Origin of the sequence: Actinomadura litoris, from assembly GCF_009733595.1 — a bacterium.
Taxonomy (GTDB): Bacteria; Actinomycetota; Actinomycetes; order Streptosporangiales; family Streptosporangiaceae; genus Spirillospora; species Spirillospora litoris.
On the sequence record NZ_WOFH01000004.1, the window covers coordinates 174522 to 199117 of the forward strand.

General features: G+C 70.1%; 28 protein-coding genes. 14 read left to right on the forward strand and 14 right to left on the reverse strand.

All coding sequences use genetic code 11. The annotated features are described in order from the left end of the window. Nucleotides 1-231: a hypothetical protein gene (locus tag GNZ18_RS41160; protein WP_216651253.1), complete on the reverse strand. Its 231-nt coding sequence runs from the start codon at nt 229-231 to the stop codon at nt 1-3. A gap of 682 nt (nt 232-913) precedes the next feature. Between GNZ18_RS41160 and sigJ the strand changes: the two genes are divergently transcribed. The 3 genes from sigJ (at nt 914) to GNZ18_RS12115 (ending at nt 3756) form a co-directional block, all read left to right on the forward strand. Then, nucleotides 914-1786, forward strand: coding sequence for an RNA polymerase sigma factor SigJ (sigJ, locus tag GNZ18_RS12105; RefSeq protein ID WP_312874447.1), 873 nt, complete (start codon nt 914-916; stop codon nt 1784-1786). Between the two features lie 69 nt (nt 1787-1855). Then, nucleotides 1856-3037, forward strand: coding sequence for an NAD(P)/FAD-dependent oxidoreductase (locus tag GNZ18_RS12110; RefSeq protein ID WP_156216407.1), 1182 nt, complete (start codon nt 1856-1858; stop codon nt 3035-3037). A gap of 230 nt (nt 3038-3267) precedes the next feature. Further along, nucleotides 3268-3756, forward strand: coding sequence for a pyridoxamine 5'-phosphate oxidase family protein (locus tag GNZ18_RS12115; RefSeq protein WP_216651254.1), 489 nt, complete (start codon nt 3268-3270; stop codon nt 3754-3756). On the opposite strand, the gene GNZ18_RS12120 is transcribed toward GNZ18_RS12115, so the two are convergent. The 4 genes from GNZ18_RS12120 to GNZ18_RS12135 form a co-directional block, all read right to left on the reverse strand. Next, the gene (locus GNZ18_RS12120) at nt 3693-4430 is read right to left on the reverse strand and encodes a recombinase family protein (protein ID WP_216651255.1); all 738 of its coding nucleotides are present in this window, start codon (nt 4428-4430) and stop codon (nt 3693-3695) included. The two genes, GNZ18_RS12115 and GNZ18_RS12120, sit on opposite strands and share 64 nt — an antisense overlap. A 176-nt stretch (nt 4431-4606) precedes the next feature. Beyond that, on the reverse strand, nt 4607-5116 hold the full coding sequence (locus GNZ18_RS12125; RefSeq protein WP_156216408.1) for a S1 RNA-binding domain-containing protein: 510 nt from the start codon (nt 5114-5116) through the stop codon (nt 4607-4609). A gap of 1 nt (nt 5117) precedes the next feature. Further along, nucleotides 5118-5759, reverse strand: coding sequence for a hypothetical protein (locus GNZ18_RS12130; RefSeq protein WP_156216409.1), 642 nt, complete (start codon nt 5757-5759; stop codon nt 5118-5120). Continuing rightward, the gene (locus GNZ18_RS12135) at nt 5756-6190 is read right to left on the reverse strand and encodes a recombinase family protein (RefSeq protein WP_312874448.1); all 435 of its coding nucleotides are present in this window, start codon (nt 6188-6190) and stop codon (nt 5756-5758) included. The genes GNZ18_RS12130 and GNZ18_RS12135 overlap by 4 nt, the downstream gene beginning before the upstream one ends. A 130-nt stretch (nt 6191-6320) precedes the next feature. On the opposite strand from GNZ18_RS12135, the gene GNZ18_RS12140 reads away from it, so the two are divergent. After that, nucleotides 6321-7556 (forward strand): epoxide hydrolase family protein, encoded by a 1236-nt coding sequence (locus GNZ18_RS12140; protein WP_156216410.1) that lies wholly within the window; start codon nt 6321-6323, stop codon nt 7554-7556. A gap of 216 nt (nt 7557-7772) precedes the next feature. On the opposite strand, the gene GNZ18_RS12145 is transcribed toward GNZ18_RS12140, so the two are convergent. After that, entirely contained in the window at nt 7773-7937 is a 165-nt protein-coding gene (locus GNZ18_RS12145) for a hypothetical protein (RefSeq protein WP_156216411.1), read from the reverse strand. 348 nt (nt 7938-8285) lie between these two features. Then, nucleotides 8286-9479: a coiled-coil domain-containing protein gene (locus GNZ18_RS12150; RefSeq protein WP_156216412.1), complete on the reverse strand. Its 1194-nt coding sequence runs from the start codon at nt 9477-9479 to the stop codon at nt 8286-8288. A gap of 526 nt (nt 9480-10005) precedes the next feature. Between GNZ18_RS12150 and GNZ18_RS12155 the strand changes: the two genes are divergently transcribed. Then, complete coding sequence (locus tag GNZ18_RS12155) at nt 10006-10869, forward strand: tyrosine-type recombinase/integrase (RefSeq protein ID WP_173390750.1); 864 nt, start codon at nt 10006-10008, stop codon at nt 10867-10869. Between the two features lie 148 nt (nt 10870-11017). Here GNZ18_RS12155 and GNZ18_RS12160 read toward each other — a convergent pair whose 3' ends face one another. Continuing rightward, nucleotides 11018-11920, reverse strand: coding sequence for a LysR family transcriptional regulator (locus GNZ18_RS12160; protein ID WP_312874449.1), 903 nt, complete (start codon nt 11918-11920; stop codon nt 11018-11020). Between the two features lie 188 nt (nt 11921-12108). Here GNZ18_RS12160 and GNZ18_RS12165 point away from each other — a divergent pair, with 188 nt between their 5' ends. From GNZ18_RS12165 to GNZ18_RS12190, 6 genes are all read left to right on the forward strand, one after another. Further along, nucleotides 12109-12414 (forward strand): DUF1330 domain-containing protein, encoded by a 306-nt coding sequence (locus GNZ18_RS12165; protein WP_156216414.1) that lies wholly within the window; start codon nt 12109-12111, stop codon nt 12412-12414. Nucleotides 12415-12822: 408 nt separating this feature from the next. Continuing rightward, complete coding sequence (locus GNZ18_RS12170) at nt 12823-13698, forward strand: SDR family NAD(P)-dependent oxidoreductase (RefSeq protein ID WP_156216415.1); 876 nt, start codon at nt 12823-12825, stop codon at nt 13696-13698. Nucleotides 13699-13707: 9 nt separating this feature from the next. Beyond that, a complete protein-coding gene (locus tag GNZ18_RS12175; RefSeq protein WP_156216416.1) occupies nt 13708-14193 on the forward strand; it encodes a MerR family transcriptional regulator in 486 nt (161 codons plus the stop codon). Between the two features lie 287 nt (nt 14194-14480). After that, a complete protein-coding gene (locus GNZ18_RS12180) occupies nt 14481-14831 on the forward strand; it encodes an ArsR/SmtB family transcription factor (RefSeq protein WP_216651256.1) in 351 nt (116 codons plus the stop codon). A 2-nt stretch (nt 14832-14833) separates the two neighbouring features. Further along, nucleotides 14834-15358 (forward strand): SRPBCC family protein, encoded by a 525-nt coding sequence (locus GNZ18_RS12185; protein ID WP_156216418.1) that lies wholly within the window; start codon nt 14834-14836, stop codon nt 15356-15358. A 6-nt stretch (nt 15359-15364) separates the two neighbouring features. Further along, entirely contained in the window at nt 15365-16174 is an 810-nt protein-coding gene (locus GNZ18_RS12190; protein WP_156216419.1) for an alpha/beta fold hydrolase, read from the forward strand. 117 nt (nt 16175-16291) lie between these two features. Here GNZ18_RS12190 and GNZ18_RS12195 read toward each other — a convergent pair whose 3' ends face one another. After that, nucleotides 16292-16756, reverse strand: a complete 465-nt coding sequence (locus GNZ18_RS12195) for a DUF6194 family protein (protein WP_156216420.1) — start codon at nt 16754-16756, stop codon at nt 16292-16294. A gap of 87 nt (nt 16757-16843) precedes the next feature. Between GNZ18_RS12195 and GNZ18_RS12200 the strand changes: the two genes are divergently transcribed. Next, nucleotides 16844-17545: a MerR family transcriptional regulator gene (locus GNZ18_RS12200; protein WP_214619464.1), complete on the forward strand. Its 702-nt coding sequence runs from the start codon at nt 16844-16846 to the stop codon at nt 17543-17545. A 75-nt stretch (nt 17546-17620) separates the two neighbouring features. On the opposite strand, the gene GNZ18_RS12205 is transcribed toward GNZ18_RS12200, so the two are convergent. From GNZ18_RS12205 to GNZ18_RS12215, 3 genes are read right to left on the reverse strand one after another with little or no spacing between them, the layout of a single operon-like run. Further along, complete coding sequence (locus tag GNZ18_RS12205) at nt 17621-18865, reverse strand: RNA polymerase sigma factor (RefSeq protein WP_312874450.1); 1245 nt, start codon at nt 18863-18865, stop codon at nt 17621-17623. Beyond that, nucleotides 18862-19185 carry a YciI family protein gene (locus GNZ18_RS12210; RefSeq protein ID WP_156216423.1) on the reverse strand — a complete coding sequence of 108 codons (324 nt, stop codon included), beginning with the start codon at nt 19183-19185 and terminating at the stop codon, nt 18862-18864. Before GNZ18_RS12210 ends, GNZ18_RS12205 begins: the two co-directional genes overlap by 4 nt. Before the next feature lie 35 nt (nt 19186-19220). Continuing rightward, on the reverse strand, nt 19221-19856 hold the full coding sequence (locus GNZ18_RS12215; RefSeq protein WP_156216424.1) for a dihydrofolate reductase family protein: 636 nt from the start codon (nt 19854-19856) through the stop codon (nt 19221-19223). A gap of 169 nt (nt 19857-20025) precedes the next feature. Here GNZ18_RS12215 and GNZ18_RS12220 point away from each other — a divergent pair, with 169 nt between their 5' ends. Both GNZ18_RS12220 and GNZ18_RS12225 read left to right on the forward strand, forming a co-directional pair. Further along, nucleotides 20026-20598 carry a TetR/AcrR family transcriptional regulator gene (locus GNZ18_RS12220; RefSeq protein ID WP_156216425.1) on the forward strand — a complete coding sequence of 191 codons (573 nt, stop codon included), beginning with the start codon at nt 20026-20028 and terminating at the stop codon, nt 20596-20598. Nucleotides 20599-20684: 86 nt separating this feature from the next. Next, nucleotides 20685-21302 carry a DUF4865 family protein gene (locus GNZ18_RS12225; RefSeq protein ID WP_312874451.1) on the forward strand — a complete coding sequence of 206 codons (618 nt, stop codon included), beginning with the start codon at nt 20685-20687 and terminating at the stop codon, nt 21300-21302. Between the two features lie 17 nt (nt 21303-21319). Here the strand turns inward: GNZ18_RS12225 and pntB are convergent, their stop codons facing one another. Together pntB and GNZ18_RS12235 are read right to left on the reverse strand one after the other, a co-directional pair. Further along, complete coding sequence (pntB, locus tag GNZ18_RS12230) at nt 21320-22774, reverse strand: Re/Si-specific NAD(P)(+) transhydrogenase subunit beta (RefSeq protein WP_156216426.1); 1455 nt, start codon at nt 22772-22774, stop codon at nt 21320-21322. 3 nt (nt 22775-22777) lie between these two features. Then, entirely contained in the window at nt 22778-24310 is a 1533-nt protein-coding gene (locus tag GNZ18_RS12235; RefSeq protein ID WP_156216427.1) for a Re/Si-specific NAD(P)(+) transhydrogenase subunit alpha, read from the reverse strand. Between the last annotated feature and the right edge of the window lie 286 nt (nt 24311-24596).

Genomic DNA, 24596 nt, shown 5'->3' on the forward strand with positions numbered 1-24596 from the left:
TCAGACACCAGCCGCAAACCAACCGAAGATCACGTGCTCGCCGCTGCGGCGGCCTGTTCCTCGTGCTCTCGCAGCATCCGCATGACGGTGGCGGGCGCAGGGGTGGAGGGCCATGGACAGCGTGTCGTCGTCGGTGACCCCGGCGCCGCCGATGGGCTTGCCGCGTTTGCGTGCGGACTCGTGGCCGTCGAGGGTGCGGTCTCGGATGTACTCGCGCTCCATGCCGGACATGGCGCGAGCACGGTGAAGACGATGCCGGACGGGTCGCGCGGGCCTTCGGCTCTCCGGTGAGGAACTCCAGACCGACGTCGCCGGCCTCCAGCTCGGGTCGCTTGGTGGCGCGGGTGGAGATCTTCTCCGGGAAGTCCCGTCACACCGGCCTCGGTCAGGGAGTCGAGTTGTGCGTCGATGCGTGGGCGTAGCCGAGGCGGATGTCGATTTCCGAAGCCGCCTGCACGGATGTCTGGAGTCCCCTGCACTGGTGAGGTAGACCTCACGCGGTCTTCTGCCTGGTCGTCTGGGGAGTCGGGCGCAGACGCCAGCTGGTCACTACGGCGAGCCCCCGCACCCTGCGATCGAGCCCAGAACCAGGGATGCCGGTCCTGGCGGCGATCACGCCGAGCGAACCGCCTTGGGCTTTCAGGAACCGGGCATATTCGCCCCAGACAGCGGCGAGGGCCTAGTCGAGGTCGTTGCCTTTGGCGGCGGGTGGTGCCAGAGAAGCCGCGGTCGACCTAGGACTCAAATCGGTTCGGGCGCGTTCCGTTGGAGGATCCTCTTACGGAACATCATTGCAAGATCGCTATCGGTGATAGCGGCCGGTGTGCGTTATCGGGTCGGCTCGGGGCGGTAGATCGCTCTTATCTAGCATTGGGCGTCGACCACTGAACTGTGGGGAGACAGGGGGCCGAGGGTGGGGTTGTCGGGCACGTGGGCGGAGGCCGACTGGGAGCTGTATCGCCCGGCGGTCTTCGGGGCGGCCTACCGGATCCTTGGCAGCGTGGCCGAGGCGGAGGACGTGACGCAGGAGGTCTGGCTGCGCGCCACGGCCGCGGATCTGGTGCAGGTGCGTGATCTGCGGGCCTGGCTGGTGACCGTGGCCGCCCGCACGTCGTACAACGTCCTGCAATCGGCGCGTGTGCGGCGCGAGTCCTACGTCGGTCCCTGGCTGCCCGAACCGCTGCTGACCGGTCCTGACGCCGCCGCCCGGGTGCTGCTGGATGAGTCGGTGGGCACCGCGATGCTGGTGGTCATGGAGCGGCTCACCCCGGCCGAGCGTGTGGCACTGGTTCTGCATGACGTCTTCGATTTTCCGTTCACGCACATCGCTGAGGTGCTGGCCGTCACGCCCGCTGCCGGCCGCAAGCTCGCCTCCCGCGCGCGGGCGCGGGTCGCCGCGGTGCGGGAGCGTCCGCGGGCGAGCCGGGCCGAGACCGAGCGGGTGCTCAAGGCGTTCAAGGCGGCCGCCGACGCCGGTGATATGGCCCGGCTCGTCGAACTGCTGAACCCCGAGGCGGTCTATGTCGCCGACGGAGGCGGCAGGGCGACCGCCGCGCGCCGGCCGGTTCGGGGTGCTGAACCGATCGCCCTGCTGGCGATCAGGCAGATCGAGATCCGACGCCCGGACGCGTTCGAGATCATCGAGGTGAACGGGCGACCGGCCCTGGCGACCTACTGCGGCGGGAAGCTGATCTGGCTCGACACCGTGGAGATCACCGACGGGCGGATCACCGAGCTGCGGAGACTGGTCAATCCCGAGAAGCTGGAGCGCGTCGGTCACATCTGAGCCCGCTGTCTTGTCTCCCTGGCACCCCCACCGATCCCCGGTGGGGCGAGGCTGAGAGAGGACGACTCGATGGCACGCGTTGTGATCATCGGAGGCGGTTTCGCGGGCGTGTGGAGCGCGGCGGGAGCCGCGCTGGCACGTACCCGCACCACGCCGGGGGACACGAGCGCCGGCGCGGACCTGCACATCACGCTCATCACGCCGAACGAGCATCTGGTGCTGCGGCCGCGGCTGTACGAGCCGGAGCCGGAGCTGGCCAAGGTCGCGCTGAGTAAGATCCTCGACCCGATCGGCGTCGAGCACCGGCGGGCCTGGGTGAACACGATCGACACCGACCGTCGAGTGGTGGTGGCAGGTGGTGAGGAGATCGTCTACGACCGCCTGGTCCTGGCGGCGGGCAGCGCGCTGGTCCGGCCGCGGGACCTTCCCGGCAATGAACGGCTCTTCGACATCGACACCCTGGAGGCGGCCCGTCGGCTCGCCGACCATCTGCGTGGCCGGGAGAACCACTCGGTCGTAGTGGTCGGTGCCGGGTTCACCGGCCTGGAGGCCGCGACCGAACTCGCGGCCCGCGGCCGGGTGCTGCTGGTGGATCGGGCGCAGGCGATCGGAGAGCAACTCGGCCCGGGCCCGCGCACGGCCATCGAAGCGGCCTTGGACGAACTGGGGGTCGAGCGGCGCCTTGGAACGACGCTGGAGGAGGTAGGCGACGGATACGCCGTCCTGTCCGACGGCACCAAGGTTCTGGCGGACGCGGTGGTCTGGTCGGTGGGTATGCGGGCCAGCGAGCTCACCCGGCAGATCTCCGGCGAACTCGACCACCTCGGCCGGGTGCCGGTCGACCGTCACCTGCGCGCGCTTCCGGAGGTCTTCGTCGCCGGCGACACCGCCGCGGCGGCCTTCGACGCCGAGCACACCGTCATGCAGGCCTGCCAGCACGCCACCCCGCTCGGCAAGGTCGCCGGCTACAACGCCGGGGCCGACCTGCTCGGCATCCCGCCGCGCGACTTCACCCCCGGTCCCTACGTCACCTGCCTGGACCTGGGCGGCGCCGGAGGGATCTTCACCCGCGGCTGGGACCGCAGAGTCATGGCCGTCGGCGCCGACGGCAAGGACATCAAGCAGCGGATCAACCAGGCGATCCACCCGCCGGTAGATGACGCCTCAAGGATCCTCGCCGCCGCCGACCGCGTCCACATCGAACTTCCCTTCTTCCCCCGCACCCAGGAAGACCCACCCCCGGCGGCATAGTCCCCGCCCTGCAGAACACGGGCGGCCCACCAGGCCGGCCGCATAGCAAGCATCCCTTGTCGGACCCGGGAGGCAGCCTGCCCAACAGCCCCACACGCCAAGCGACGAGCCGCTCGCAGGCTCCCGCTGACGAATGGTCCGGCGACGTGTCGAAGCGCGCAGCGCCGTTGATCTAGAACGTACAGCCGCCAACAGGCGGAGAACTTTCGCCCACGTGAAGGAGGATCGTCGTGCACACTGACGAAGAACTCACCTCAATCCCGGTCCCGCGCAGCCTGGCCGAGCGGCGGGCCCATGCTCGAAACCGGCTCGAAACCGGCTTCCAGATGTGGCTGGCCACCGGCAGCGACGGCCATGGTGCGCATCTGATCCCCGTGGCCTATGCCTGGGACGGCTCGGCCCTGTTTACCGCGACCTTCGCCAAGAGCCGCACTGTCGCCAACATCAAAGCCCACCCACAAGCGCGGGTCGCTCTCGGCGACACCGCCGACGTCATCATGATCGACACCAGCGCGTCGCTGATCGACGTCCCTGACATCGACGCCGGCATCGCCGAGCACTACGCCAAAGTCTCCACAGATCCCCGCACCCACCCGGAGGGCATTTTCCTCTACCTACGCCTGCACCCCGGGCGCATCCAAGTCTGGAACGGCTTTCACGAATTCGTTGGGCGCACGGTCATGCGGGATGGCCGATGGCTGGACACCCCAGTCGACTGAAGCGGTCTCAGACTGGCGTGCGCCCCCCGGGATGGACGATCCATCCCGGGGGGCGGAAGGCCGATGTGATCACCCTGCCTGCCGCCCATCCCCACTCTCTGGCTGGTTCGGTCGAGGTAGCGGTGCAACGAGGTCTTGGGGATGCCGGTCTTGGCGGCGATCACGCCGAGGGAGTCGCCTTGGGATTTGAGGAGCCGGGCGTATTCGATCTTGTCTTCGGGGGCGGACGATCTGGCGGCCGGAGGCTTCGGTGACGGCGCGGGCGTGGCTGGCGCACTCGGCGGTGAAGGTGCTCTCCATCTCGGCGAACAGGGCGAGCAGCAAGAAAACGATGCGGCCCATGCCCTCGTGGGGGTGCTGATGGGCAGCGGGTCGGCGAGTGACCGTATGCCGATGCCCTTCTCGGCCAGGTTGAGGACCTCGCGCAGGTTGCGGCCGATCCGGTCCAGGGTGTGCACGACGATCGTGTCGCCGGACCGGGCGTAGGCCAGGAGCCGGTTCAGGCCGTCGCGGTCGACGGCGGGGCCGGTCTTCTTGTCGGCGTGGATCCGCTCGTCGCCGATCCCGGCGGCGGCCAGGACGGCCAGTCGGCGGTCGAGGGACTGCTTGGTGGTGGAGACCCGGGCGTAGCCGAGTTCGAGCCCGCCCTGAGGATGCTGATTCCCGGTTCCCATCCCCGAATCGCACCGTAAGCCAGTTCCGTACGGGTCCTTTCGGAACGCACTTGTGGAACGACTTTCGGAACGGATGGCGTCCGGTCACGCCCTTTCCAAGGTGCGCGGACGGGTCAGTTCCGTAGTGGCCTGCACGGATGTCCGTACTCCTGTGCACACTGGCCAGTACTCGGTGCTCAGCGCGCAAGGGTGAGTCCGATCCTGCGCCGCGTGACGTCCACCTGAGCGATCTTCACGGTGAGGACATCTCCGATCTCCGCGGTCCGCTCGCCTGGTTCGGAGTTGTGCAGGAGTCCCTCGAAGCCGTGTTCGTCGTCTTCGACGCGGACGAAGACGCCGAAGGGGACGGCCTTAGTGACGGGGCCGGTGACGGTCCGGCCGATCCGCTGCTGGAGCTCGACCAGCGGGTCGTCCTGGAGCGCTTTGAGAGAGAGCGGCACCCGTCGGCGCTCGATGTCGACGTCGAGGACCTCGGCGGTGATCTGCTGGTCGACGCTGACGACGTCGGAGGGGTGGCTGATGGGCCGCCAGGAGAGCTCGGGGATATTGATCATCGCGGTGAAGCCGCCGATGTCGACGAAGGTCACGCCGAAGCCGGCGATCTCGGTGACCGTGCCGGTGATCACCTGACCACGGCGCAGGGTTCGCAGGAAGGCTAATTCCCTCTGGCTGACGGACTCGGTCATGTCACTGGCCTCCGGATGTACTGACCGGGTTGGTTGTACTAGCCGCCTCAAGGAGCCGGGCCACCGTCAACAGGTCGCGGGTGCGGAAGTACTCTGCTTGGTCGTCGCGCCACAGGGCGGGCTGTAGACGGGCCGTGAGCTGATCGATGCAGTGGATCAGCAGCCGCTGCTGAGCGGATGCCAGGCGGCCGCCCGTATCAAGGCACACCTGCGCGAATTCACACACCTCCTGCGAGGGCTTGTCGTCATCGGCGATCAGGGCCGCGAGTCGTTGCCGGTGCCAGAAGCGCACGGCGTGCAGCGCCGCCTCCTGGCGTGCTCCGTACCAGTGTGTGGGGGTGTACGGGTTGGGCTCGCTGGGGTGGGGGCTCCGCTGGCCAGTCCGCTTGGCCTGCCGGCGGGCGGCCGCGTAGGTCCGTTGCTCGGCATGCCAGGCGGAACGGCTGACCTCCAGGACGGCCAGGGCTCGTAGCAGGGCGGCCTCATCTGTGCGGAACGGCCCGGCTTTGGCCTGCAGGAAACTCAGCGTCGCCTGGAAACCGATCGGCCGGTAGAGCTGTACACAGGAGCGAAGCGCCGATACGCGCCGTCCATACGGCAAGGCGGGGTCGCGCACCTTGCGGGCGAAATTGCCGAAACTCATCTGGCCGCATCACGAATCCGCTCCAGCGCCCGATACACCGTCGCCCGCCCAATAGAGAACACCTCCATCAGCTCGGCGATGGTGTGGTCGCCGGTGCCGTGCATGCGCACCAGCTCGGCCTGCTGCCGGGCGGTGAGCTTGGGGGCGCGGCCTTTGAGCTTGCCGCGGGTGCGCATCTTCAAAAGGTCGGCCTCGAACTCGGCGAAGACGGCGCGCATGTTGAAGAACATCGTGCTCATGGGGTCGGCGGGGTCGTAGATGCTGCCGCCCAGCGACAGCCGGACTTCGCGGACGGCCAGGGTGTCGCCGATGTCGAGGACCGAGCGGGCGAGCCGGTCTTCGTGGACGCCGAAACCGGCCAGGATCTCTGTCTGGGCGGTGAGGTCGTGGAACTCGGTCGAGCATCGGGCGTAGCCGATCAGTTCTCCCACCCGCGCAGCGTACTGTTTAGCCCCCGTTACCAAACACTTTCGCTGACCACCCTGGAAATGGCCCGGCTCGCCGCCCAACCATCCAACGGGCCGACGGCACCGCTTCACCCACCCGGTAAGGAACCACGCCATGACCACCCTGCAGTCCTTTCCCCTGGAGCCCACTCCGATCCACGTGTCCGACGAGGTCCTCGATGACCTGCGTGCCCGTCTCAGGCTGACCCGTCCGCCGCTGGATGAAGGGAATGAAGACTGGTTCTACGGCGTCCCGGACGGCTATCTCCGTGAGCTGGTCGCCTACTGGCAGGACGGCTACGACTGGCGCAAGGCCGAGGCCGCCATCAACGCCTACGAGCACTACCAGGTGAGCGTCGCCGGGGTCCCGGTGCACTTCATGCGCAAGCCCGGCCGCGGCCCTCGCCCGATCCCGTTGATCCTCACCCACGGCTGGCCGTGGACGTTCTGGCACTGGTCGAAGGTGGTCGACCCGCTCGCCGACCCGGCCGCGTTCGGCGGCGACCCCGCCGACGCGTTCGACGTCATCGTGCCGTCCCTGCCCGGCTTCGGTTTCCCCGGCCCGCTCACCGGATTTCCCGACGTCAACTTCTGGAAGATCGCCGACCTCTGGCACACCCTGATGACCGAGACCCTGGGATACGAGAAGTACGCCGCCGGGGGCTGCGACATCGGCGGGCTCGTCTCCAGCCAGCTCGGCCACAAGTACGCCGACGAGCTGTACGGCATCCACATCGCCTCCGGGCTGCCGCTCGACTTCTTCACCGGTCCCCGCGCCTGGGACCTCGCCCAGGGCCGGCCCCTCACCGACGACCAGCCCGCCGAGGTCCGCGCCCGCATCATCGAGCGGGACCGCCGCTCGGCGTCCCACCTCGCCGTGCACATGCTCGACGGCGCCACCCTGGCCCACGGGCTCAGCGACTCACCCGCCGGGCTACTCGCCTGGCTGCTGGAGCGCTGGAACGCCTGGAGCGACAACGGCGGCGACCTTGAGTCCGTCTTCACCAAGGACAACATGCTCACCCACGCCACGATCTACTGGGCGAACAACTCCATCGCCACGTCGATCCGCTACTACGCCAATGCCAACCGCTACCCCTGGACCCCCGCCCACGACCGCACCCCGGTCGTACAGGCCCCGGTCGGCCTCACCTTCGTCACCTACGAGAACCCGCCCGGCATCGACACCGCCGACGAGCGCGTCCGCGCGTTCAAGTCCAGCCCGCAAGCCGATTGGTGCAACCACGTCAACGTCAATGCTCACGACCACGGCGGCCACTTCATCCCCTGGGAGAACCCCGACGCCTGGGTGAGCGACCTGCGCCGCACCTTCCACGGCCGCAGGTCCTGAACGACCCGGCGCGCTCGTCGGGCGCCGGGCCAGGTGAACGTCGCCTCGCGAGGTCGTTGCGGGCTGACCGGCCCGCACCGACCGCCACGCCGTGTGCTTGGGCTGACCTCCCTGGGGGAATCCGCGCGCCACCACTCCTTGCGGCAGCCAGGCCATGCCCACCGCGGCACCCGTTCCGTCAGCGGTCCTCTCCAGAGCAACAGCAAGCTCCGGCCATCAGCAGCGGGTCCCGCATTGCCCGCTGCTCAGCAGCCTGCACAACGAGTCCCACAGCCGCTGGCCGGCCGCCCCTCGCACCGAGCCCACCAGCCAGGCCAGCGTCCACGCCTGCGCGTCCATGCACTCCCGCAGATCCCCGGTGACCTCGGCGGAGCCCCCCATCTCTCGTCCTGCCGGATCTCCCCGGTATGCGTGCGGGCCGTGCCGTCAGCACGACGGATCAGCGTTCACCAACTGCTCCGCCGGACCTGCCGCAGGTCGGGCGTGAACCGGCCCAAGAACCGCACGGCCTCTCCCGGCTTAGTTCCCGGTCCGCGTCCGCCATGAGGACCAGCCGCTCCAACTCGGCGCGCGACGGCGTCCCACCGACCGCCCCGCCCCAGCACCCTCCGAGATCGACAACAGCGGCCCACGAGGGCTGGAGGTGTCAATCACATAGGTCAATCCTCCAGACGCGCACGAGTTCGCGGAGATGTTCCTCAAGCCTCTTTCCTGGTCGCCGCTCAGGTTTCAAACCCCAGGCCGGTCCGAAGGGTGTCGTGAGGCGGCCTGCTGTTCGGCGGTAACGGCGCGTTCGCGTTGCGCGTCGGCCTCGGCGCGGGCTGCGGCGCGTTCGCGTTCCAATGCCTGGAGTTGGGCGCGGTGTCCGGCCTGGGCGACGGCCAGGTCGGTGCGGGCCTGATCGCGCTCCCCACGCATGCGTTCGGCCGTTTCTTCGGCATCCAACTGCCGGGAGCGGGCCTGGTCGACCTCACGCTCGGCCGCTTCGCGGGCGGTTCGCAGGTCCTGGACGCCCTGCCGGCGGACGGCGTCGGTCTGCTGCTCGGCGTGTTCCAACCGCGTGGTGAGGTCGCCGATCACCGCGTCCTTCTCGGTGAGGGCCTGACGGGTGGCTGCCAGGTCGGCGGTCGATGCCTCCAGCCGGGCGGCTCGATCATCGCGCTCGTCCCGTACGCGCTCCAACTCGCCTTGGACCCGCCGCAGGTGCGCCTCGGTCTCGGCGAGGCGGCGCCTGGTCTCCTCCAGTGCGGCGCGGGCCTGGTTCCCGCTCTTGATGGCCTCGGCGGTCTCCTGCTCGGCCTTGGCCCGGGCGACCTGCTCGGCGGCCGCGGCGCGTTCTGCCAGGCGGGTCCGCTCGGCGGCCTCGGCGGCGCGCTCGTCGGCCTGCCGGACGGCGTCGCGGGCTGCGTCGGCCTGGTCGCGGGCGGTCTGCTCGCGGCGTTCGGCGGACCTGCGGGCATTGTCGGCCTCGGTCACGGCGTCACGGGCCTGAGCGATCTCGTTTTCAAGCTCGCTGTTGCGCGCGGCCAGAGTCTCTTTGAGTTCGGTGAGGGCTTCGGCGTGCTTCTCGTCGCGGTCGGCGGTCTCGCGCAGCAGCCGCGCGTGGGCGCGGCGGGCCGCCTCCTCCCGGTCGGTCCATGCGATGAGTGTCTGGAGCGGCTGGGCGAGGGCGGCTCCGACGGCCGAGTCACGGGCCCGCCGCGCGGCCTCCTTGCAGTCCTGCCCGCCGGGTCCCTCCCCGCTGCGGTGGTACTCGCGGCGTCGGCCGGTACCCGCGGGCGCGGGGAGCGGTTCCTGGCACTGCTTGCACCGCCCGTACGGAGCATCCGGATCCGGTGCGCCGCCAGGCGCGGTGACCACCTCGTCCGTGAGCTGGACACCGGACGGGACGTTGACCGAGGCCTGATCAGGTTCGGAGCGCATGATCACTACTCTAAGGGAGGTTTCGCGAAACCACGATCAGGTTTCAAGGTTTCGCGAAACCTGTTTCGTCTTCAGCATCTGGTTTGGGTTAATACAGACTTAACCCCAACCGGATTCAAGATCATCGGCTAGGCTCGTGGAACCTGCGCCGTCGCCTCAGGAGGGTTGATCATGCGAGCAGTGTCACGGGACGGCGGCGTGCCGCGACCTGCGCCGGGTCGCCACCGGATCTCCTAACCACCATCTGCGTTCATCACGGAGACCACCAGCCATGTCCACTCTCGGCGACAACCGCGAGCCTCTCGCCATGCAGACCGCTGTCGGGACGTCCGCGGCCATCCCTCCGATCGAGCAACCGGTAGATCCGGACCATGGTCTGTCGCCCGCCGCAGCCGCACGCGTCATGGCCGGGCTGGCCGACAACACCAGCAGGGCCTACACGCGACACTGGGCCACCTTCACTCGCTGGTGCGAGCTGACAGGCCGGACCGCGCTACCCGCCACCCGGGAGACGCTTGCGGAGTACATGCATCACCTGACCGGCACCACCACCCAGTACGGCCGCCCGCCCGCCCCCTCGACCATCGACGCGATGCTCAGCTGCGTGCAGTCGGCGCACAAGCTCGCCGGACACGACTGCGACGCCCGGCTGGCCCGCATGGCGCTGCGCGCCTACCGCAGGGAGCGCGCCAGCGATCCCGATCCGGCGCGCCGCTACCGGGCCCGCCGCGCCCCGGAGATCGACCTCGGCGGGCTCCGCGCCATGATCGACGCGATCGGCTCGGCCGCGGAGGCGCACCGGATCAGCCCGCTGCGTGCCGAGCGCGACCAGGTCGTCCTCGTCCTCGGCTTCGCCATGATGGGCCGCCGCTCGGAAGTCGCCGCGCTGGACATCGAGGATCTGACGTTCACCGGGCGCGGCCTGATCGTCGGCGTGCGGCGATCCAAGTCCGACCAGGACGCGATCGGCCGAGAGGTGATCCTCAAACCAGGACGCCGTCCGCAGACCGACCCGGTCGCCCTGCTCCGCAGCTGGGTGGCCACATTGGACGCGCACGGCATCACCAGCGGCCCGCTGCTACGCGGCATCGACAGGCGCGACCACCTGGCCGGTACGTCCGGCTATGCCGGTCGCGGCGCCGGCCGGATCAGCGACGAGACGCTCAACACGATCGTGCGCGACGCTGCCCGGCGCGCCGACCTGGACGACGCCGCCAGGTACACCTTCCATGGGCTGCGCGCCGGAGCGGCCACCGCCGCCGCAGAGTCCGGCGCGGCCCCCTCCACCATCCAGGAGCACGGCCGCTGGAACAGCCTGGCGATGGTGTTCCGCTACTGGCGGCGCGGCTCGGCATGGGCCAACAACGCCCTGGACGACGTAGGGCTTTGACCAGGCCCTTTCTCCTGAAACTACGCCGAGGCGGCGTGGGCGTGCTCGACGGCTACGAGGTCCGTCTCGCGCTTGGGCCGGACCTGTGCACCTCCGAGGGAGCCCCCAGGGCATTTCCGCGAGGGTCTTGCAGACGTCCGTTTACGCGTCAGTCCGGCAGCCAGTGCAGCTCGTGCGCCAGGCTCTTGGCGGCGGCGCGGATGCGGCGGTGAAGGGGCGACTGCTCGCGCGGGAGGACCAGGTGGAACGTCAAGCTGGGCGCGCCCCGCAGCGGTCGCCAGGTGAGACCGGCCGGTGATGCCGTGGCCGCGGATTCCCCGGCCGGGGCGAGCGTGACCCCATCGCGCAGGTCGCGCTGAGACATGTCGAAGGAGACAGCGGCCGTGTGGAATCGCGGGCGTGGTCGGGTGTCCTGGAACAGTGCGGACAGCTGATCGTGGACCACGGGGTTGGCCATACGGTCCGGGAGTCGCAGTGGATAGGCGGCCGCGTCGGCGATCTCGATCTCGGGGTGTTCGGCCAACGGATGGTGTTGCGACAGCTGGACCCCGATGCGCTGACGCCGCAGCAGGAATCGGCGCACCCCACGGCCCGGCTGTTCACCTCGGGTGATCCCGGCATCGATGCGGCCGTCGGCGACCGCGGGGGAGATCTCCGGTGTCGCCATCGGGACGGCGCCGACCTCAAGTCCGCTGTTGCCGCGCATCAGCCTGTCCACCAGGGCCGGTGCCGTCTCTGCCCCGGCGCTGAGGCTGTATCCGATGCGCAGCGTGCCCAGTTCACCGGCCGCCGCGCTCCGGGCGGTGTCCCAGGCCCGGTCCAGCGCCGCCAGCGCGGGCGGTGCGGACTCCGCCAAAGCCGTACCGGCCGTGGTCAATGCGACGCTACGCGTGTTGCGGACCAGTAGGGCCGTACCGAGTTCCGCCTCCAACCGGCGCATCCGGGCGCTGAGTGCGGGCTGTGCGATACCGATCCGTGCGGCCGCGCGGGTGAAGTTCAACTCCTGCGCCAGGACAAGGAAGTACCGCAGGCTCACCGTGTCCGGCGCCACGTGACCTCCCTGCCGATTGATAACGATCCGTTCTTAGTCTATCGCGTATCGGTCTTTCCCTCGACCGTCTATCAAGCTCTAACCTGCGCATATGACGATTCAACGGAGCGCAGCACCCATCGCAGGGACCGATCGGCCTGAGTGTCGATTCGAAGTCGGACATGGTCGGCCGAACGCAGGAGGTTTCCATGGCTAAGGGCTACTGGGTCAGTGTCTACCCCGCCATTTCCGACCCGGAGGAGCTGGCCGCCTACGACGAACTGGCCGGGGCGGCTGTCCAGGCTGGGGGCGGGCGCCTTCTGTCCCTCCTCCCGGCGAATGGCGGTCGAATCGTCGCCCACGAGGCCGGAACCACGCATCGCGTCGTCCTGATCGAGTTCGACAGCTTCGAACAGGCCGTCGCGGCATACGAGAGCGAGGCGTACCAGAAGGCGCTGGTGGCCCTCCCCGACGGCTTCGAGCGCGACTTCCGCATCATCGAAGGCATCGACTGACCGGCGTGCCCAGCCATCGCTGAGCGTCCGTCACCAGAGGGAAACCGGGAGCGCCGAGCTCGACACGGCCCTTCTCCGCCTGGTCGCGGTGCTCGGCGCCGCCCGCGTGCAGCTCCCACGGCCGCAACACCAGCGCGACGCTCATCGGCTGCCGCTGATGGTGGACTCCGGGCCCGCTCCCGATCGTGTCTCCGGCTGCCAGGTACTCCCGTTTAGGGCTGGTAGCACGGGCTGGGCGGGGCTGGAGACTCCAGGGTTCGCGGGGGGACTGGAGGATCCTCAGCGAACCTGGGGCGACGTTGGTCCGTGGGGGGCGTATTCGGTCCTGGGTGCGGGGACGAGGGACGACGTGCGGTGCCGGACGATCCGCTTGCGTTTGAGCGCGCTCGAACTCCTAGCGTCGTCGGCATGACAGCTCAATCTGGAACTCAGCGGACATGGATCATCACCGGTGCGTCGGCGGGCTTCGGCCGCGCCATCGCCGAGTGCGCGGTCGGGCGGGGCGACAACGTGGTGCTGGCCGTGCGGCGGCCCCTGTCGGTGGCCGACCTCGCGGACGCCCACCGCGACCAGGTGCTGGTCGCCGAGCTCGACGTGCGTGACACCGGGCGCGCCGGGGACGTCGTGCGGTCTGCGGTCGACCGGTTCGGCCGGGTGGACGTGCTGGTGAACAACGCCGGTCGCGGCGTCGTCGGCGCTGCCGAGGAGGTCGGCGCAGAGGAGCTTCGCGCGTCTTTGGAACTGCACCTGCTGGGTCCTGCGGCGCTCGTGCGGGCCGTCCTGCCGTACTTTCGCGAGCAGGGGTCGGGCACGATCGTGCAGATGAGCAGCCAGGGCGGGCGCACCTCCTTCCCCGGCGTCGGCGCGTACTCGGCAGGCAAGTTCGCGCTCGAAGGCTGGTCGGAGGCGCTGGCCGGCGAGGTCGCGCCGTTCGGGGTCCGGGTGATGATCGTCGAGCCGAGCCGGTTCCGCACCTCGTTCAACGCGCCCGACGTGCTCGGGGTCGCCGACGCCAGCGCCGCGTACAACGGGCTGCTGGAAGCCGTCCGCAACGACATGGCGAGCGCCGACGGGATCCAGGAAGGCGATCCAGTGCGGGCCGCGGAGATCATCGTGGACCTGGTCGGCGGTGACGAGCTGCCGCTGCGCCTTCCGCTCGGGCGGGAGGCGGTCGAGCGCATCGGAAGGTCCTACCGGCGGAACCTGGAGGAGCTCGAACGCTGGGCTCCTACCGCGCGTGCCGCCGACTTCCCCGGAGCCTCCGCGTCCGCCCGGCCGATCTAGAGTGGTGTCATGGCCACGGACGATCTGATGTCGAGGGCGCTCGCCGCCCTCGACGAGGTCGACGGCCCGATGTCGGTCGAGGTGATCCACCGCCTCGTCGACGTCGGCGCCGCCAACGAACCCATGACCATCACGGAGGTCGCCGACCTGCTCGACATGTCGCCGCACACGCTGCGCTACTACGAGCGGATCGGGCTGGTCGAGGTGGCCCGCGACGCCAGCGGCCACCGCAGCTACGACGCGGCGGCGGTACGGAGACTGGTGTTCCTGACCCGCATGCGCCTGTCCGGGATGGCCATGCGCGACCTTCAGCACTACATGCGGCTGGCCGACGAGGGCGACGACACCGTCCCCGAGCGACTTGACCTCCTACTCGAACATCGCGACACGATCCGCCGGCAGCTCAAGGAGCTGACCCTGTCGCTGGCGGCGACCGAATACAAGATCGCCACCTACGGCGGCCGAACCGGCCCGGCGTCCGGGGGAGAGGGCTGACCCGTCGGCGCCGAACCGCGCCGCATGGGTCTGCGGCGTCCGGCGCCGACCGGGGAGCGTTGAAACCGATCGCCTTCTCGGCCTTCCGCTCTGCCCGCGTGTTGCTCCGTCCTTGGCCATGGACGGTTCTCACGGCGACCGCACCGCATCTGCCGGCAACCCTGTAGGCAGGACTCGCGCACGGTCCGGTCCATCCGTCCCGGCGACTCGATCTTCAGACGCCCGCAGCTCTGAGTCAACTCGAATATGCACTTGTGTGTATATACACGCTGATGTATGTTCGAGGGGTGGTCAACAGTGTGCAACAGCGGTTGACGGTGATCTCGGAGCCGAATCGGTTCCGGATCGTCGAGTTGCTCAAGGACGGCCCGCTGCCGGTGGGCGGAATCGTCGACGCGCTGGGCCTGGGCCAGCCGCAGGTGTCCCGGCATCTGCGGCTGCTCGCCGAGGCGGGTGTGGTCGAGGTGACCAGACGGGCGCAGCAGCGGATCTACCGGCTGAACACCGGGTCGATGCGCGAGTTGGGCGACTGGGTGCAGGGATTCGCCGTCCTGTGGTCGGAACGGATGGACCGTCTCGGCTCCTTCCTCGAAGACGGCGACCGGGCACCCGACGAGACGGGCCAGGAAGGAGCTTGAGGATGGCCGAGGGCATCGTGATCGACGAGGCGAGCAACACCGTGCGCATCAGGCGCACCTACACCGCCGGCGTCGACCGTGTCTGGTGGGCCTGGACGGACGCCGAGGCGATCAGCCGCTGGTGGGGTCCGCAGGGCTGGGCCACGACCGTCTATGAGATGGACGTGCGGCCGGGCGGACGCTGGCGGTTCCAGATCGCGCCGGAGGACCGATCGGCCGACCCGGTCCGCAGCATCGCCAGCTACCAGGTGGTCGACGCGCGTGCCGAGCTGCGCTACGACGCCGCTTTCGCCGACCAGGGGTGGCGGCCCGACGACACGGGCACCTTTCCGACCGCGGTGGCCTTCGCCTCGACCGGGACCGGCTGCGCCGTCGAGGTCGCGGCGAGCTTTCCCGACGGTCACGCGCTGCGGCGGGCCGTTGAGCTCCAGATGGCCGAGGGATACGCCGAGGCTCTCGGACGACTCGCCGACCTGCTGGACGACATCGACGGCGATCACGCCGACGCACGAACAACCAAGGAGTAACTCGATATGTCCGGCCTTCCCACCGTCGCCTCCGCCGACGGAACGACGATCGCCTATGAGAAGACCGGTTCGGGTCCCGCGATCATCGTGATCAGCAACGTCGCCGAGGACCACACCGGTGTCGCCGGCCTGGCCGCGGCGCTGTCCGAACATTTCACCGTGATCAGCTTCGACCGCCGCGGTCGCGGCGCCAGCGGCGACCCGCAGCCCTACGACCCGGCGCGCGAGATCGACGACATCGCCGCGCTGATCGATGTCGCCGGCGGCTCGGCGGCCCTGGCCAGCGGATCCGGTGCCTGCGGGCTCGCCCTCGACGCCGCCGACGCGCTGGGCGGCAAGGTGACCGGGCTCTATCTGTATGAGCCGCCGTTCATCGTCGATGAATCCCGGACTCCGGCGCCCGCCGACTACGTCGAACACCAGCAGGCGTTGGTCGCGGCGGGCCGGCGTGGCGAGGCCGTCGAGTACTTCATGACCGAGATGGTCGGTGTCCCGGCCGAGTTCATCCCGGCGATGAAGCAGGACCCGTCCTGGGACGCGATGGCCGAGTACGCCCACACCTATGCCTACGAGGGCCAGATCCTGCGCGGCCTCCAAGACGGCAGACCGCTGCCCGCCGACCGCTGGTCGATCGACGCCCCGGTCGCGGTGGCCGTCGGCGGCAACGGCGAGGCGTTCATCCGCGAGGGCGCCCACGCATTGGCCAAGATCCTGCCGGACGTCACCGTGCTGACCCTGCCCGACCAGGACCATTCCGCGTTCTGGATGGCACCCGAACCGGTCGCCCGGCAAGTACGCACGTTTCTGCAAGGCTGACGACCACTGCCCACACGTTCGTGCGAAGCCATCAGCCGGTGGACGGCTCCAGTTGTCCACCGGCACTGGCCACTACGGGGCCGAACCCTTCGGAGTAGAGGGAAGACCGTGGATCCCTCATCCAGCACGTCGCTCATGGCGTGAGCGTGCGAGCTGGTACGCGGTACGCAGCAGTTCACGGGTCGGGGCTTCAGTGCGCCCGCCCGGGTTCACCACTGCCAGCCAGCCGGCGGTGCCGTAGACAGGGTGCGCGATCACGGTGTCGGTGGCGCTCGGGTCGGACCCGGCGGAGGCCGCCTCGCGTGGTGCGCGACCGGTCCACTGGACGAACGCCTCCTTCCCGGCGGCGATGTTCACGCGGAAGGTCTCCGGCCGGTCCAGACGCGATGCCTCGTCGTCGGGGTAGTTCTTGGTCACCACGGTCGCGAACGGTTGAGTCGTCACCGGGGTGGTCCCGTCAGGCGCGTAGTAGAAGAACGTGTCGCCCCAGCTGATCTCCGGCGTCCCGTCGCCGGGCGCGGGCCTGAGGGTCAGGACGCCGTCCAGCCCGTCCACGAAGCCGATGATCTCCTCGATGGTCATGTTCTCTAGCGTTGCATTGAAGTGCATGTGGAGACTTTGACGCGGAGGCAAGGGGGTGCCGGTATGCCAAGTCTCAAATCGGGCGGTATGCGGACCGCTGATGTCGCACGGCGCGCCGGGTACTCCGTCCAGCAGGTTCGCAACCTTGAGCGCGACGGTGTGCTCCCACCCGCGACGCGGACGGCCACGGGCTACCGGATCTACGGAGAGGTGCACCTGCACTCAGCACTGGCCTACCGAGCCCTCGCGGCGGGGGCGGGACCGAGTGAGGCGAAGAAGATCGTCCGGGCCTTCCACGAGCGCCCCCTCTCACAGGCACTCGCCCTTCTCGACGCGGCGCACGCACGGCTCGATGTGGAACGCGTGGAACTGAGGCAGGCCGAGGAGGCCGCCGAGGCGATCTCCAGCGAACCGATCGAGGACGTGCACGCGTCGGACTCGATGAGCGTCTCCGAACTCGCCGCCGCCCTCGGCGTGCGCCCTTCGACGTTGCGGCACTGGCACGCGGAGGAACTCGTCGTTCCGGACCGCGACCCCGTGCGCGGAACGCGGCGATACACACCGGCCCAGGTGCGGGACGCGCGGATCGTCCACCAGCTGCGCAAGGCCGGATACCGCATCCCGCCCCTTCGAGCGATCATGCCGGAGCTGCGGCGCACCCGCCGTTCGCGGGACGTCGCCACCGCGCTGGCCGCCAGGGACGCCGGCATCACCGCTCGGTCGAGGGCCCTCCTCGACGGCGCCACCGCACTCGGCGCCGTGCTCTCCGTTCACAGCCGAACGGCCTGATCTGGGATCGCGGGGGAGCGCCTCTCACCGGTCGACTCAGAACCCCGTCCTCGCCGACGCCCGCACGCGTCGCGGTCAGTGCGGTTGGTCGCGGCGGCGGGTCAGGTAGGCGGTCTCGGCGGTGTTGCCCGCCAGGTCGATGGCCTTGTCGTACGCCGCCCGCGCCTGCCGGCTCCGGCCCAGCCGGCGCAGCAGGTCGGCGCGGGTGGCGTGGTAGGCGTGGTAGCCGGACAGCGTGTCCCCAAGACGGTCCACGGCCGCCAGCGCCACCTGCGGGCCGTCCAGTTCGGCGACCGCGACGGCCCGGTTGAGGGCGATGATCGGTGAGGAGTCGAGGCGGACGAGCTGGTCGTAGAGGGCGAGGACCTGCGTCCAGTCCGTGTCGCGGACGTCGCGGGCGGAGGTGTGCACGGCGTTGATCGCCGCCAGGATCTGGTAGCGGCCCGGAGCCGTCCCCGCCGCGGCGGCGGCTAGGCGCCCGCGTACCAGGCGGTGCCCCTCGGCGATCAGCGAGGCATCCCAGGCACCGCGGTCCTGCTCGGCCAGCGGGACCAGTTCCCCGTCGGCCGAGACCCGGGCGGTGCCGCGGGCCTCGGTGAGCAGCATCAGTGCCAGCAGTCCGGCCGCCTCGCCGTCGTCCGGCATGAGGGCGCGGATCAGCCGGGCGAGCCGGATCGCCTCGGCGGTCAGGCCGGGACGTAGCGGGTCGGTGCCGGGGCCGGTCGCCAGGTAGCCCTCGTTGAACACCAGGAACAGGACGGCGAGCACCCCGGACACGCGCGCCGGGAGGTCCTCCGCCGACGGCACCCGATACGGGACGCGGGCCGCCTTGATCTTGGCCTTCGCGCGGGTGATCCGCTGTTCCATGGCGGTCTCCCGCACCAGGAAGGCGCGGGCGATCTCGGGCACGGTCAGACCGCCGACCATGCGCAGCGTCAACGCCACGCGGGCCTGCATGGCCAGCGCGGGATGGCAGCAGGTGAAGATCAGCCGGAGCCGGTCGTCGTCGATGGCGCCGACGGTCTCGGGCGGGCCGTCGTAGACCATCTGAGCCTCCCTGTGCTTGTCGTCGCGCTTGTTCTCGCGCCGGATCCGGTCGATGGCCTTGCGGGCGGCGGTGGTGGTCAGCCAGGCGCCGGGGTTGGGCGGGACGCCCTCGGCCGGCCATCGCCGGACGGCGGTCGCGAACGCCTCGGCGGCTGCCTCCTCGGCGATGTCGAGGTCACCGAAACGCCTGGTCAGACCGGCGACCACCCGGGCCCACTCCTCGTGGTGCGCCCGGGTGAGCGCCGCCTGGACGTCGATCGCCGGGTTCCTCACAGGAACGGCCGCACCTCGACCTTCCGGTTGCAGGCCCTCGACCCGTCGGCGGCGAGCCTGAGCGCCACGTCCAGGTCGGGCGCCTCGATGATCCAGAAGCCGGCGAGGTACTCCTTGGACTCCAGGAACGGTCCGTCGGTGACGAGCGCCTCCCCGTCCCGGTTGTCGACGACGGTGGCCGTCTCGGGGGCGGCGAGGCCGCCGGCGAAGACCCAGTGGCCCCCGGTGTGGAGCCGGTCGTTGAACACGTCGATCGCGGCTTGCTCGGCCGGGGTGGCGAGCGTGGGCCGGTCGTGGACCACGGACATCAGGTACCGCATCTCAAGATCACCTCCTGTGGCGTCATGCCCCTTGTCTACCGGCTTGCCGCCTCGGCCGGCGGGTAGGTCGGGCGTCCGGCCGGCCGGTAGAGCTGGGTCGTCACGCCCCTGGAGTCGACGCGCGACTCGACCAGGTCGAGCGCGAGATCCGGGCCGGTCTCAGGGAACAGCCGCGTGCCCTGGCCGAGGATCACCGGGACCACGATCAGGGTCATCTCGTCCACCAGGTCGTGCTCCAGCAGCGACCGGACCAGGGTGCCGCTGCCGTGCACCTGCACCTCGCCCCCCGGCCGGGCCTTCAACTCCCGGACGGCCGCCGCGACGTCCCCGGACAGGACGGTGGTCTCCGCCCACTCCGGGTCGGTGAGCGTGGTCGACGCCACGTACTTGGGGGCGGTGTTCAGCGCCCGCCAGACGGGCTCCCAACCGGGGACGTCCCGGGCCGTCCAGGAACCCCACGAACCGGCGAACAGCTCGTAGGTCCGGCGGCCGAACAGGAACGCGTCCGCGCGCTGGTAGGTCCGGTTGATAAGGGCGTCGGTCTCCGCGTCACCCCTCCCCAGGGCCCAGCCGCCGCGCACGAACCCGTTCCTGCGGTCCTCCTCCGACGCGCCGCCGTTGCCCTGCACCACCCCGTCGACGGTGACCTGGGTCATGGTCGTCAGCTTCATGATCGCGGATCCTTCACCTCTGCGCCGCCCCCCGTGGGCGGCCTCACCCCTGCTACGAACACCACCACCCCGATCCGACACCGCCTCCCGGATTTCTCTAAAGAAATTTCCAGGAAGCCTGTCGCCGACGATCCGCAATCCTGTACCTACGAGTATGTACACTGCTCGCATGAGCACTGCGGACCGCCTGATCGAGAGCACTCGCGAGCTGCTCTGGGAGCGCGGCTACGTCGGCACCAGCCCCAAGGCGATCCAGCAGCGGGCCGGGGCCGGGCAGGGCAGCATGTACCACCACTTCACCGGCAAGCCGGATCTGGCGCTCGCCGCGATCCGGCGGACCGCCGAGGAGATGTGCGCCAAGGCCGAGGAGCTGCTCTCCGCGCCGGGGACCGCCATGGACCGCGTCGCCGCGTACCTCCACCGGGAGCGGGACGCTCTCAAGGGCTGCCCGATAGGCCGCCTCACCCAGGACCCCGACGTCATGGCCGACCCCGCGTTGCGGGCCCCGGTCGACGAAACGCTCGCCTGGCTGCGAGAACGCCTTGCCCGGGTGCTGGAGGAGGGGCGCGAGCGCGGCGAACTGGATGCCGCGCTGGACCCGCGCGCGACCGCCGCGACGATCGTCGCGACCTTGCAGGGCGCCTACGTCCTGGCCCGTGCCGCCGGTTCCGTGCGGCCGTTCGACCAGGCGATCACCGGGGTGCTGGGCCTTCTGACCGCGCATGTCCGCCCCACTGAGTAGAGAGGGCCCGTCCATTCACGCGTGTCTTCCGTACCGCGCCGCCCGACCTGTCCGCTGATAGCCCACGAGGAAAGGCAGCAGCGTCCGTGTATGCGAAGCAGTACGAGCTCACCCTGCCCGCCGACTACGACATGCAGATCATCCGCAAGCGGGTCGCCGAGGGCGGGCACGTCCTCGACCATCGGGCCGGGCTGGGGCTGAAGGCGTACGCCATCCGGGAACGCGGTATCGACGGCTCACCGGTCAACCAGTACGCCCCCTTCTATTTGTGGAACGACACCGGCGCGATGGCGCGATTCCTCGTCGGCGGGGGAGGGTTCCAGAACATCGTCCGCGACTTCGGCCGCCCCGTCGTCCGGCACTGGACGGGCATCGCCTGCCATGCCGGTCCCGCCCGTGCGGCACTTCCCCGGGCGGCCTCGCGCCGCCTCACCTCGATACCCTCCGACCCCGACCTGGACGGCACCGGGCTGGGCCTCTCCGAACTGATCGAGTGGGAGGCCGGACAACTGCGGCGGCTCTCCGGCCATGACGGTATCCACACCGCCGCGCTGGCCGTCGATCCCCGGCATTGGCAACTGGTGCGGTTCGTGGTGTGGGCGGACTCCTCCGCACCGGACGAGGAGGCGACCGAGCACTACGAGGTTCTGCACCTCTCCGCCCCCGGGCTGCGGAATCTGCCCGAGGGGCGGAGCTGGTGCTGACCACCGCGCCGAGCTGATCAGGATCGCGAGGCGGTCGCCAGGGGAGTGGCGTGCTGGAGGGCCTGGAGAATGTCGTTGACCCTTTCCTTGGCGTCCCCGAAGAGCATCTGCGTGTTGTCGCGGAAGAACAGCGGGTTCTGGACGCCGGCGTACCCCGTGGCCATGGAGCGCTTGAACACGACGACCTGGGCGGCGTTCCAGACCTCCAGGACGGGCATTCCGGCGATGGGGCTCGTGGGGTCCTCTTCGGCGGCGGGGTTGACGATGTCGTTGGCGCCGATCACCAGGACCACGTCGGCGGCGCCGAAGTCGTCGTTGATCTCGTCCATCTCCAGCACCAGGTCGTAGGGCACCTTGGCCTCGGCGAGCAGCACGTTCATGTGTCCGGGCAGGCGGCCGGCGACCGGGTGGATGCCGAACCTGACCTGGACGCCGCGCTCCCGCAGCCGCTCGGTCAGCGCGGCGACCGGGGCCTGCGCCTGGGCGACGGCCATGCCGTAGCCGGGGGTGATGATCACCGAGGAGGCCCCGGCGAGCGCCTCGGCGGTCTCCTCGGCGGTGATCTCCCGGTGCCGGCCCTGGTCGGCGCCGGACGCCGCGGGCGCTTCGAGCCCGAAGCCGCCGGCGATGACCGAGATGAACGAGCGGTTCATCGCCTTGCACATGATGGCCGACAGGTAGGCGCCGGAGGAGCCCACGAGCGCGCCGACGATGATCAGAAGGTCGTTGCCGAGCAGGAACCCCGACGCGGCGGCCGCCCATCCCGAGTAGCTGTTGAGCATGGAGACCACCACCGGCATGTCGCCGCCGCCGATGGAGGCGACCAGGTGCCAGCCGAGCAGCAGCGCCACCGCCGTGACCGCGACGAGCGCCCACGCCTGGGGTTCGACGACGAAGACGACGGTGAGCGCGACGAAGGCGGCGAGCGCGGCGACGTTGAGCAGGTTCTTGCCCGGCAGCATCAGCGGCGCGGACTTCAGCCTGCCCGACAGCTTCCCGAACGCCACGACCGAGCCGGTCAGGGTGACGGCGCCGATGAACACGCCGATGAAGACCTCGGCGCTGTGGATGCCGAGCATGTCCTCGCGGGCGAGCGAGGCCGCCTCCGTCCCGTCGGGGTGGCGTTCGACGTGCAGGTAGCCGCTCCAGCCGACCAGGACGGCGGCCAGCCCGACGAAGCTGTGCAGCAGCGCGATGAGCTCGGGCATCGCGGTCATCTCCACCGCGCGGGCCCGGTTCAGGCCGATCAGCGCGCCGACCGCGATCGCCGCGACCAGCAGCCCGAACGCGGGCGCGTCGATGCCGTCGTCGATGGTGAGCGCGATGGTGGCGGCGAGCGCCACGGCCATGCCGAGCATGCCGTAGGTGTTGCCCAGGCGCGCGGACTCGTGCCGGGACAGCCCGGCCAGCGCGCGGATGAAGAACAGCGCCGCGACGATGTACGCCGCGGTCGCGGAGGTCGCGATCGTCATCGGCTAGCTCCTGACGAACATGGCGAGCATGCGGCGGGTGACCGCGAATCCGCCGAAGACGTTGATGCTCGCGAGCAGGATCGCCGCGAGGGAGAGCACGGTGATCGCCGCGTTTCCGGCGCTGATCTGCACCAGCGCTCCGACCACGATGATCCCGGAGATCGCGTTGGTCACCGACATCAGCGGGGTGTGCAGCGCGTGGTGCACGTTCCCGATGACGTAGTAGCCGATCACGATGGCCAGCGCGAACACGGTCAGGTGCACCTGCAGCGCCGCGGGCGAGAGCGCGACCAGGCCGAACAGCCCGGCGGCCGCGGCCGCGGCGGCGAGCCGGCGCAGCGCCGGGTTCGCCGCGCGGGACGGGGCCTCCGCCTCGGCCTCGTGCTCCACCGGTGGGGCCGCGACCGGCGCCGCCGACACCGCCACCGGGGGAGGCGGCCAGGTGAGTTCGCCCTCGCGGACGACGGTCATCGAGCGTTGCACGACGTCGTCGAAGTCCAGGACGAGCGCGCCGTCCCGCTGCGGGGTCATCAGCTTCATCAGGTTGAGCAGGTTGGTGCCGTAAAGCTGCGACGCCTGCGCGGGCAGCCGTCCGGCCAGGTCGGTGTAGCCGAGGATGACCACGCCGTTCGCGGTGACCACCCGCTCGCCGGGGACCGTGCCCTCGACGTTTCCGCCGTTGGCGGCGGCCATGTCCACGATCACCGAGCCCGGACGCATCGTCGCCACCATCTCGGCGGTGATCAGCTTCGGCGCGGGCCTGCCGGGGATGAGCGCGGTGGTGACGATGATGTCGACGTCGCGGCACTGGTCGGCGTAGAGCGCGGCGGCGCGGACGTTGTAGTCGTCCGACATCTCCTTGGCGTAGCCGGTGTCGGGGGCGTCGTCCGGCCGGGCGTCGGCGACGGCGAGGTAGTCGCCGCCGAGCGAGCGCACCTGGTCGGCGACCTCCGGCCGCGGGTCGGTGGCGCGGACGATCGCGCCCAGGCTGCCCGCCGCGCCGATCGCCGCGAGCCCCGCGACGCCGGCCCCCGCGACCAGCACCTTCGCCGGCGGCACCTTGCCCGCCGCGGTCACCTGGCCGGTGAAGAACCGCCCGAACTCGTGCGCGGCCTCGATGACCGCCCGGTAGCCCGCGATGTTGGCCATCGAGGACAGGACGTCGAAGGACTGCGCGCGGGAGATCCGTGGGACGGCGTCCAGGGAGAGCGCCGTGATGGGGCGCTTGGCGAGTTCCTCGACGAACTCCGGATCGAGCCGGGGGTTCAGCAGGGCGATCAGCGTGGTGCCCGGTCGCAGCGCGTCCAGCCGCTCGGGGGAGGGCGGGTTGACGCCCAGCACGATGTCCGCGGCGGTCGCGGACCCCACGGCCGCGCCGGCGGCCTCATAGCGGTCGTCGGGGAAGCCCGCCCCGGCTCCGGCACCGGGCTCGACGACCACCTCGTACCCGAGTTTCTGTAGTTCGGTAACGGTGTCCGGGGTCACCGCCACCCGCTGTTCGCCGGGCGGATCCTCCTTGAGAACTCCGATGATCATGACAACCACCTCACATCTCGTGCGCGTCAGCGGCCTGCGGTCGCAGGACGGGGCACCGCGCCGCCGGGCCGGGGTGCCCGCCTGCCAGCGCGGCGCGCGAGCGAGCGGACGGCGTCGGATATCTCGGCATCAAGGTAATTCTGCCGCGCGCTCGACCGCTTCCGCTTTGCGCTGTGTGCCAGTCTTGGCCCTGAATGTTTGGGTACTTGAGATAGTCCCGCTGCGGGCGGTGACGGCGGGGACACGTTGCGACCTGCGGTGGGCCGGGCGCCGCCCGCGCCCGAGG

What these genes read in the sequence shown, in the direction of transcription:
- GNZ18_RS41160 (WP_216651253.1), bottom strand. Translation starts at nt 231, where the DNA reads ATGTCCGGCATGGAGCGCGAGTACATCCGAGACCGCACCCTCGACGGC.
- GNZ18_RS12110 (WP_156216407.1), top strand. Translation starts at nt 1,856, where the DNA reads ATGGCACGCGTTGTGATCATCGGAGGCGGTTTCGCGGGCGTGTGGAGC.
- GNZ18_RS12120 (WP_216651255.1), bottom strand. Translation starts at nt 4,430, where the DNA reads ATGGGAACCGGGAATCAGCATCCTCAGGGCGGGCTCGAACTCGGCTAC.
- GNZ18_RS12125 (WP_156216408.1), bottom strand. Translation starts at nt 5,116, where the DNA reads ATGACCGAGTCCGTCAGCCAGAGGGAATTAGCCTTCCTGCGAACCCTG.
- GNZ18_RS12130 (WP_156216409.1), bottom strand. Translation starts at nt 5,759, where the DNA reads ATGAGTTTCGGCAATTTCGCCCGCAAGGTGCGCGACCCCGCCTTGCCG.
- GNZ18_RS12140 (WP_156216410.1), top strand. Translation starts at nt 6,321, where the DNA reads ATGACCACCCTGCAGTCCTTTCCCCTGGAGCCCACTCCGATCCACGTG.
- GNZ18_RS12145 (WP_156216411.1), bottom strand. Translation starts at nt 7,937, where the DNA reads ATGGGGGGCTCCGCCGAGGTCACCGGGGATCTGCGGGAGTGCATGGAC.
- GNZ18_RS12150 (WP_156216412.1), bottom strand. Translation starts at nt 9,479, where the DNA reads ATGCGCTCCGAACCTGATCAGGCCTCGGTCAACGTCCCGTCCGGTGTC.
- GNZ18_RS12155 (WP_173390750.1), top strand. Translation starts at nt 10,006, where the DNA reads ATGCATCACCTGACCGGCACCACCACCCAGTACGGCCGCCCGCCCGCC.
- GNZ18_RS12165 (WP_156216414.1), top strand. Translation starts at nt 12,109, where the DNA reads ATGGCTAAGGGCTACTGGGTCAGTGTCTACCCCGCCATTTCCGACCCG.
- GNZ18_RS12170 (WP_156216415.1), top strand. Translation starts at nt 12,823, where the DNA reads ATGACAGCTCAATCTGGAACTCAGCGGACATGGATCATCACCGGTGCG.
- GNZ18_RS12175 (WP_156216416.1), top strand. Translation starts at nt 13,708, where the DNA reads ATGGCCACGGACGATCTGATGTCGAGGGCGCTCGCCGCCCTCGACGAG.
- GNZ18_RS12185 (WP_156216418.1), top strand. Translation starts at nt 14,834, where the DNA reads ATGGCCGAGGGCATCGTGATCGACGAGGCGAGCAACACCGTGCGCATC.
- GNZ18_RS12190 (WP_156216419.1), top strand. Translation starts at nt 15,365, where the DNA reads ATGTCCGGCCTTCCCACCGTCGCCTCCGCCGACGGAACGACGATCGCC.
- GNZ18_RS12195 (WP_156216420.1), bottom strand. Translation starts at nt 16,756, where the DNA reads ATGACCATCGAGGAGATCATCGGCTTCGTGGACGGGCTGGACGGCGTC.
- GNZ18_RS12200 (WP_214619464.1), top strand. Translation starts at nt 16,844, where the DNA reads ATGCGGACCGCTGATGTCGCACGGCGCGCCGGGTACTCCGTCCAGCAG.
- GNZ18_RS12210 (WP_156216423.1), bottom strand. Translation starts at nt 19,185, where the DNA reads ATGCGGTACCTGATGTCCGTGGTCCACGACCGGCCCACGCTCGCCACC.
- GNZ18_RS12215 (WP_156216424.1), bottom strand. Translation starts at nt 19,856, where the DNA reads ATGAAGCTGACGACCATGACCCAGGTCACCGTCGACGGGGTGGTGCAG.
- GNZ18_RS12220 (WP_156216425.1), top strand. Translation starts at nt 20,026, where the DNA reads ATGAGCACTGCGGACCGCCTGATCGAGAGCACTCGCGAGCTGCTCTGG.
- pntB (WP_156216426.1), bottom strand. Translation starts at nt 22,774, where the DNA reads ATGACGATCGCGACCTCCGCGACCGCGGCGTACATCGTCGCGGCGCTG.
- GNZ18_RS12235 (WP_156216427.1), bottom strand. Translation starts at nt 24,310, where the DNA reads ATGATCATCGGAGTTCTCAAGGAGGATCCGCCCGGCGAACAGCGGGTG.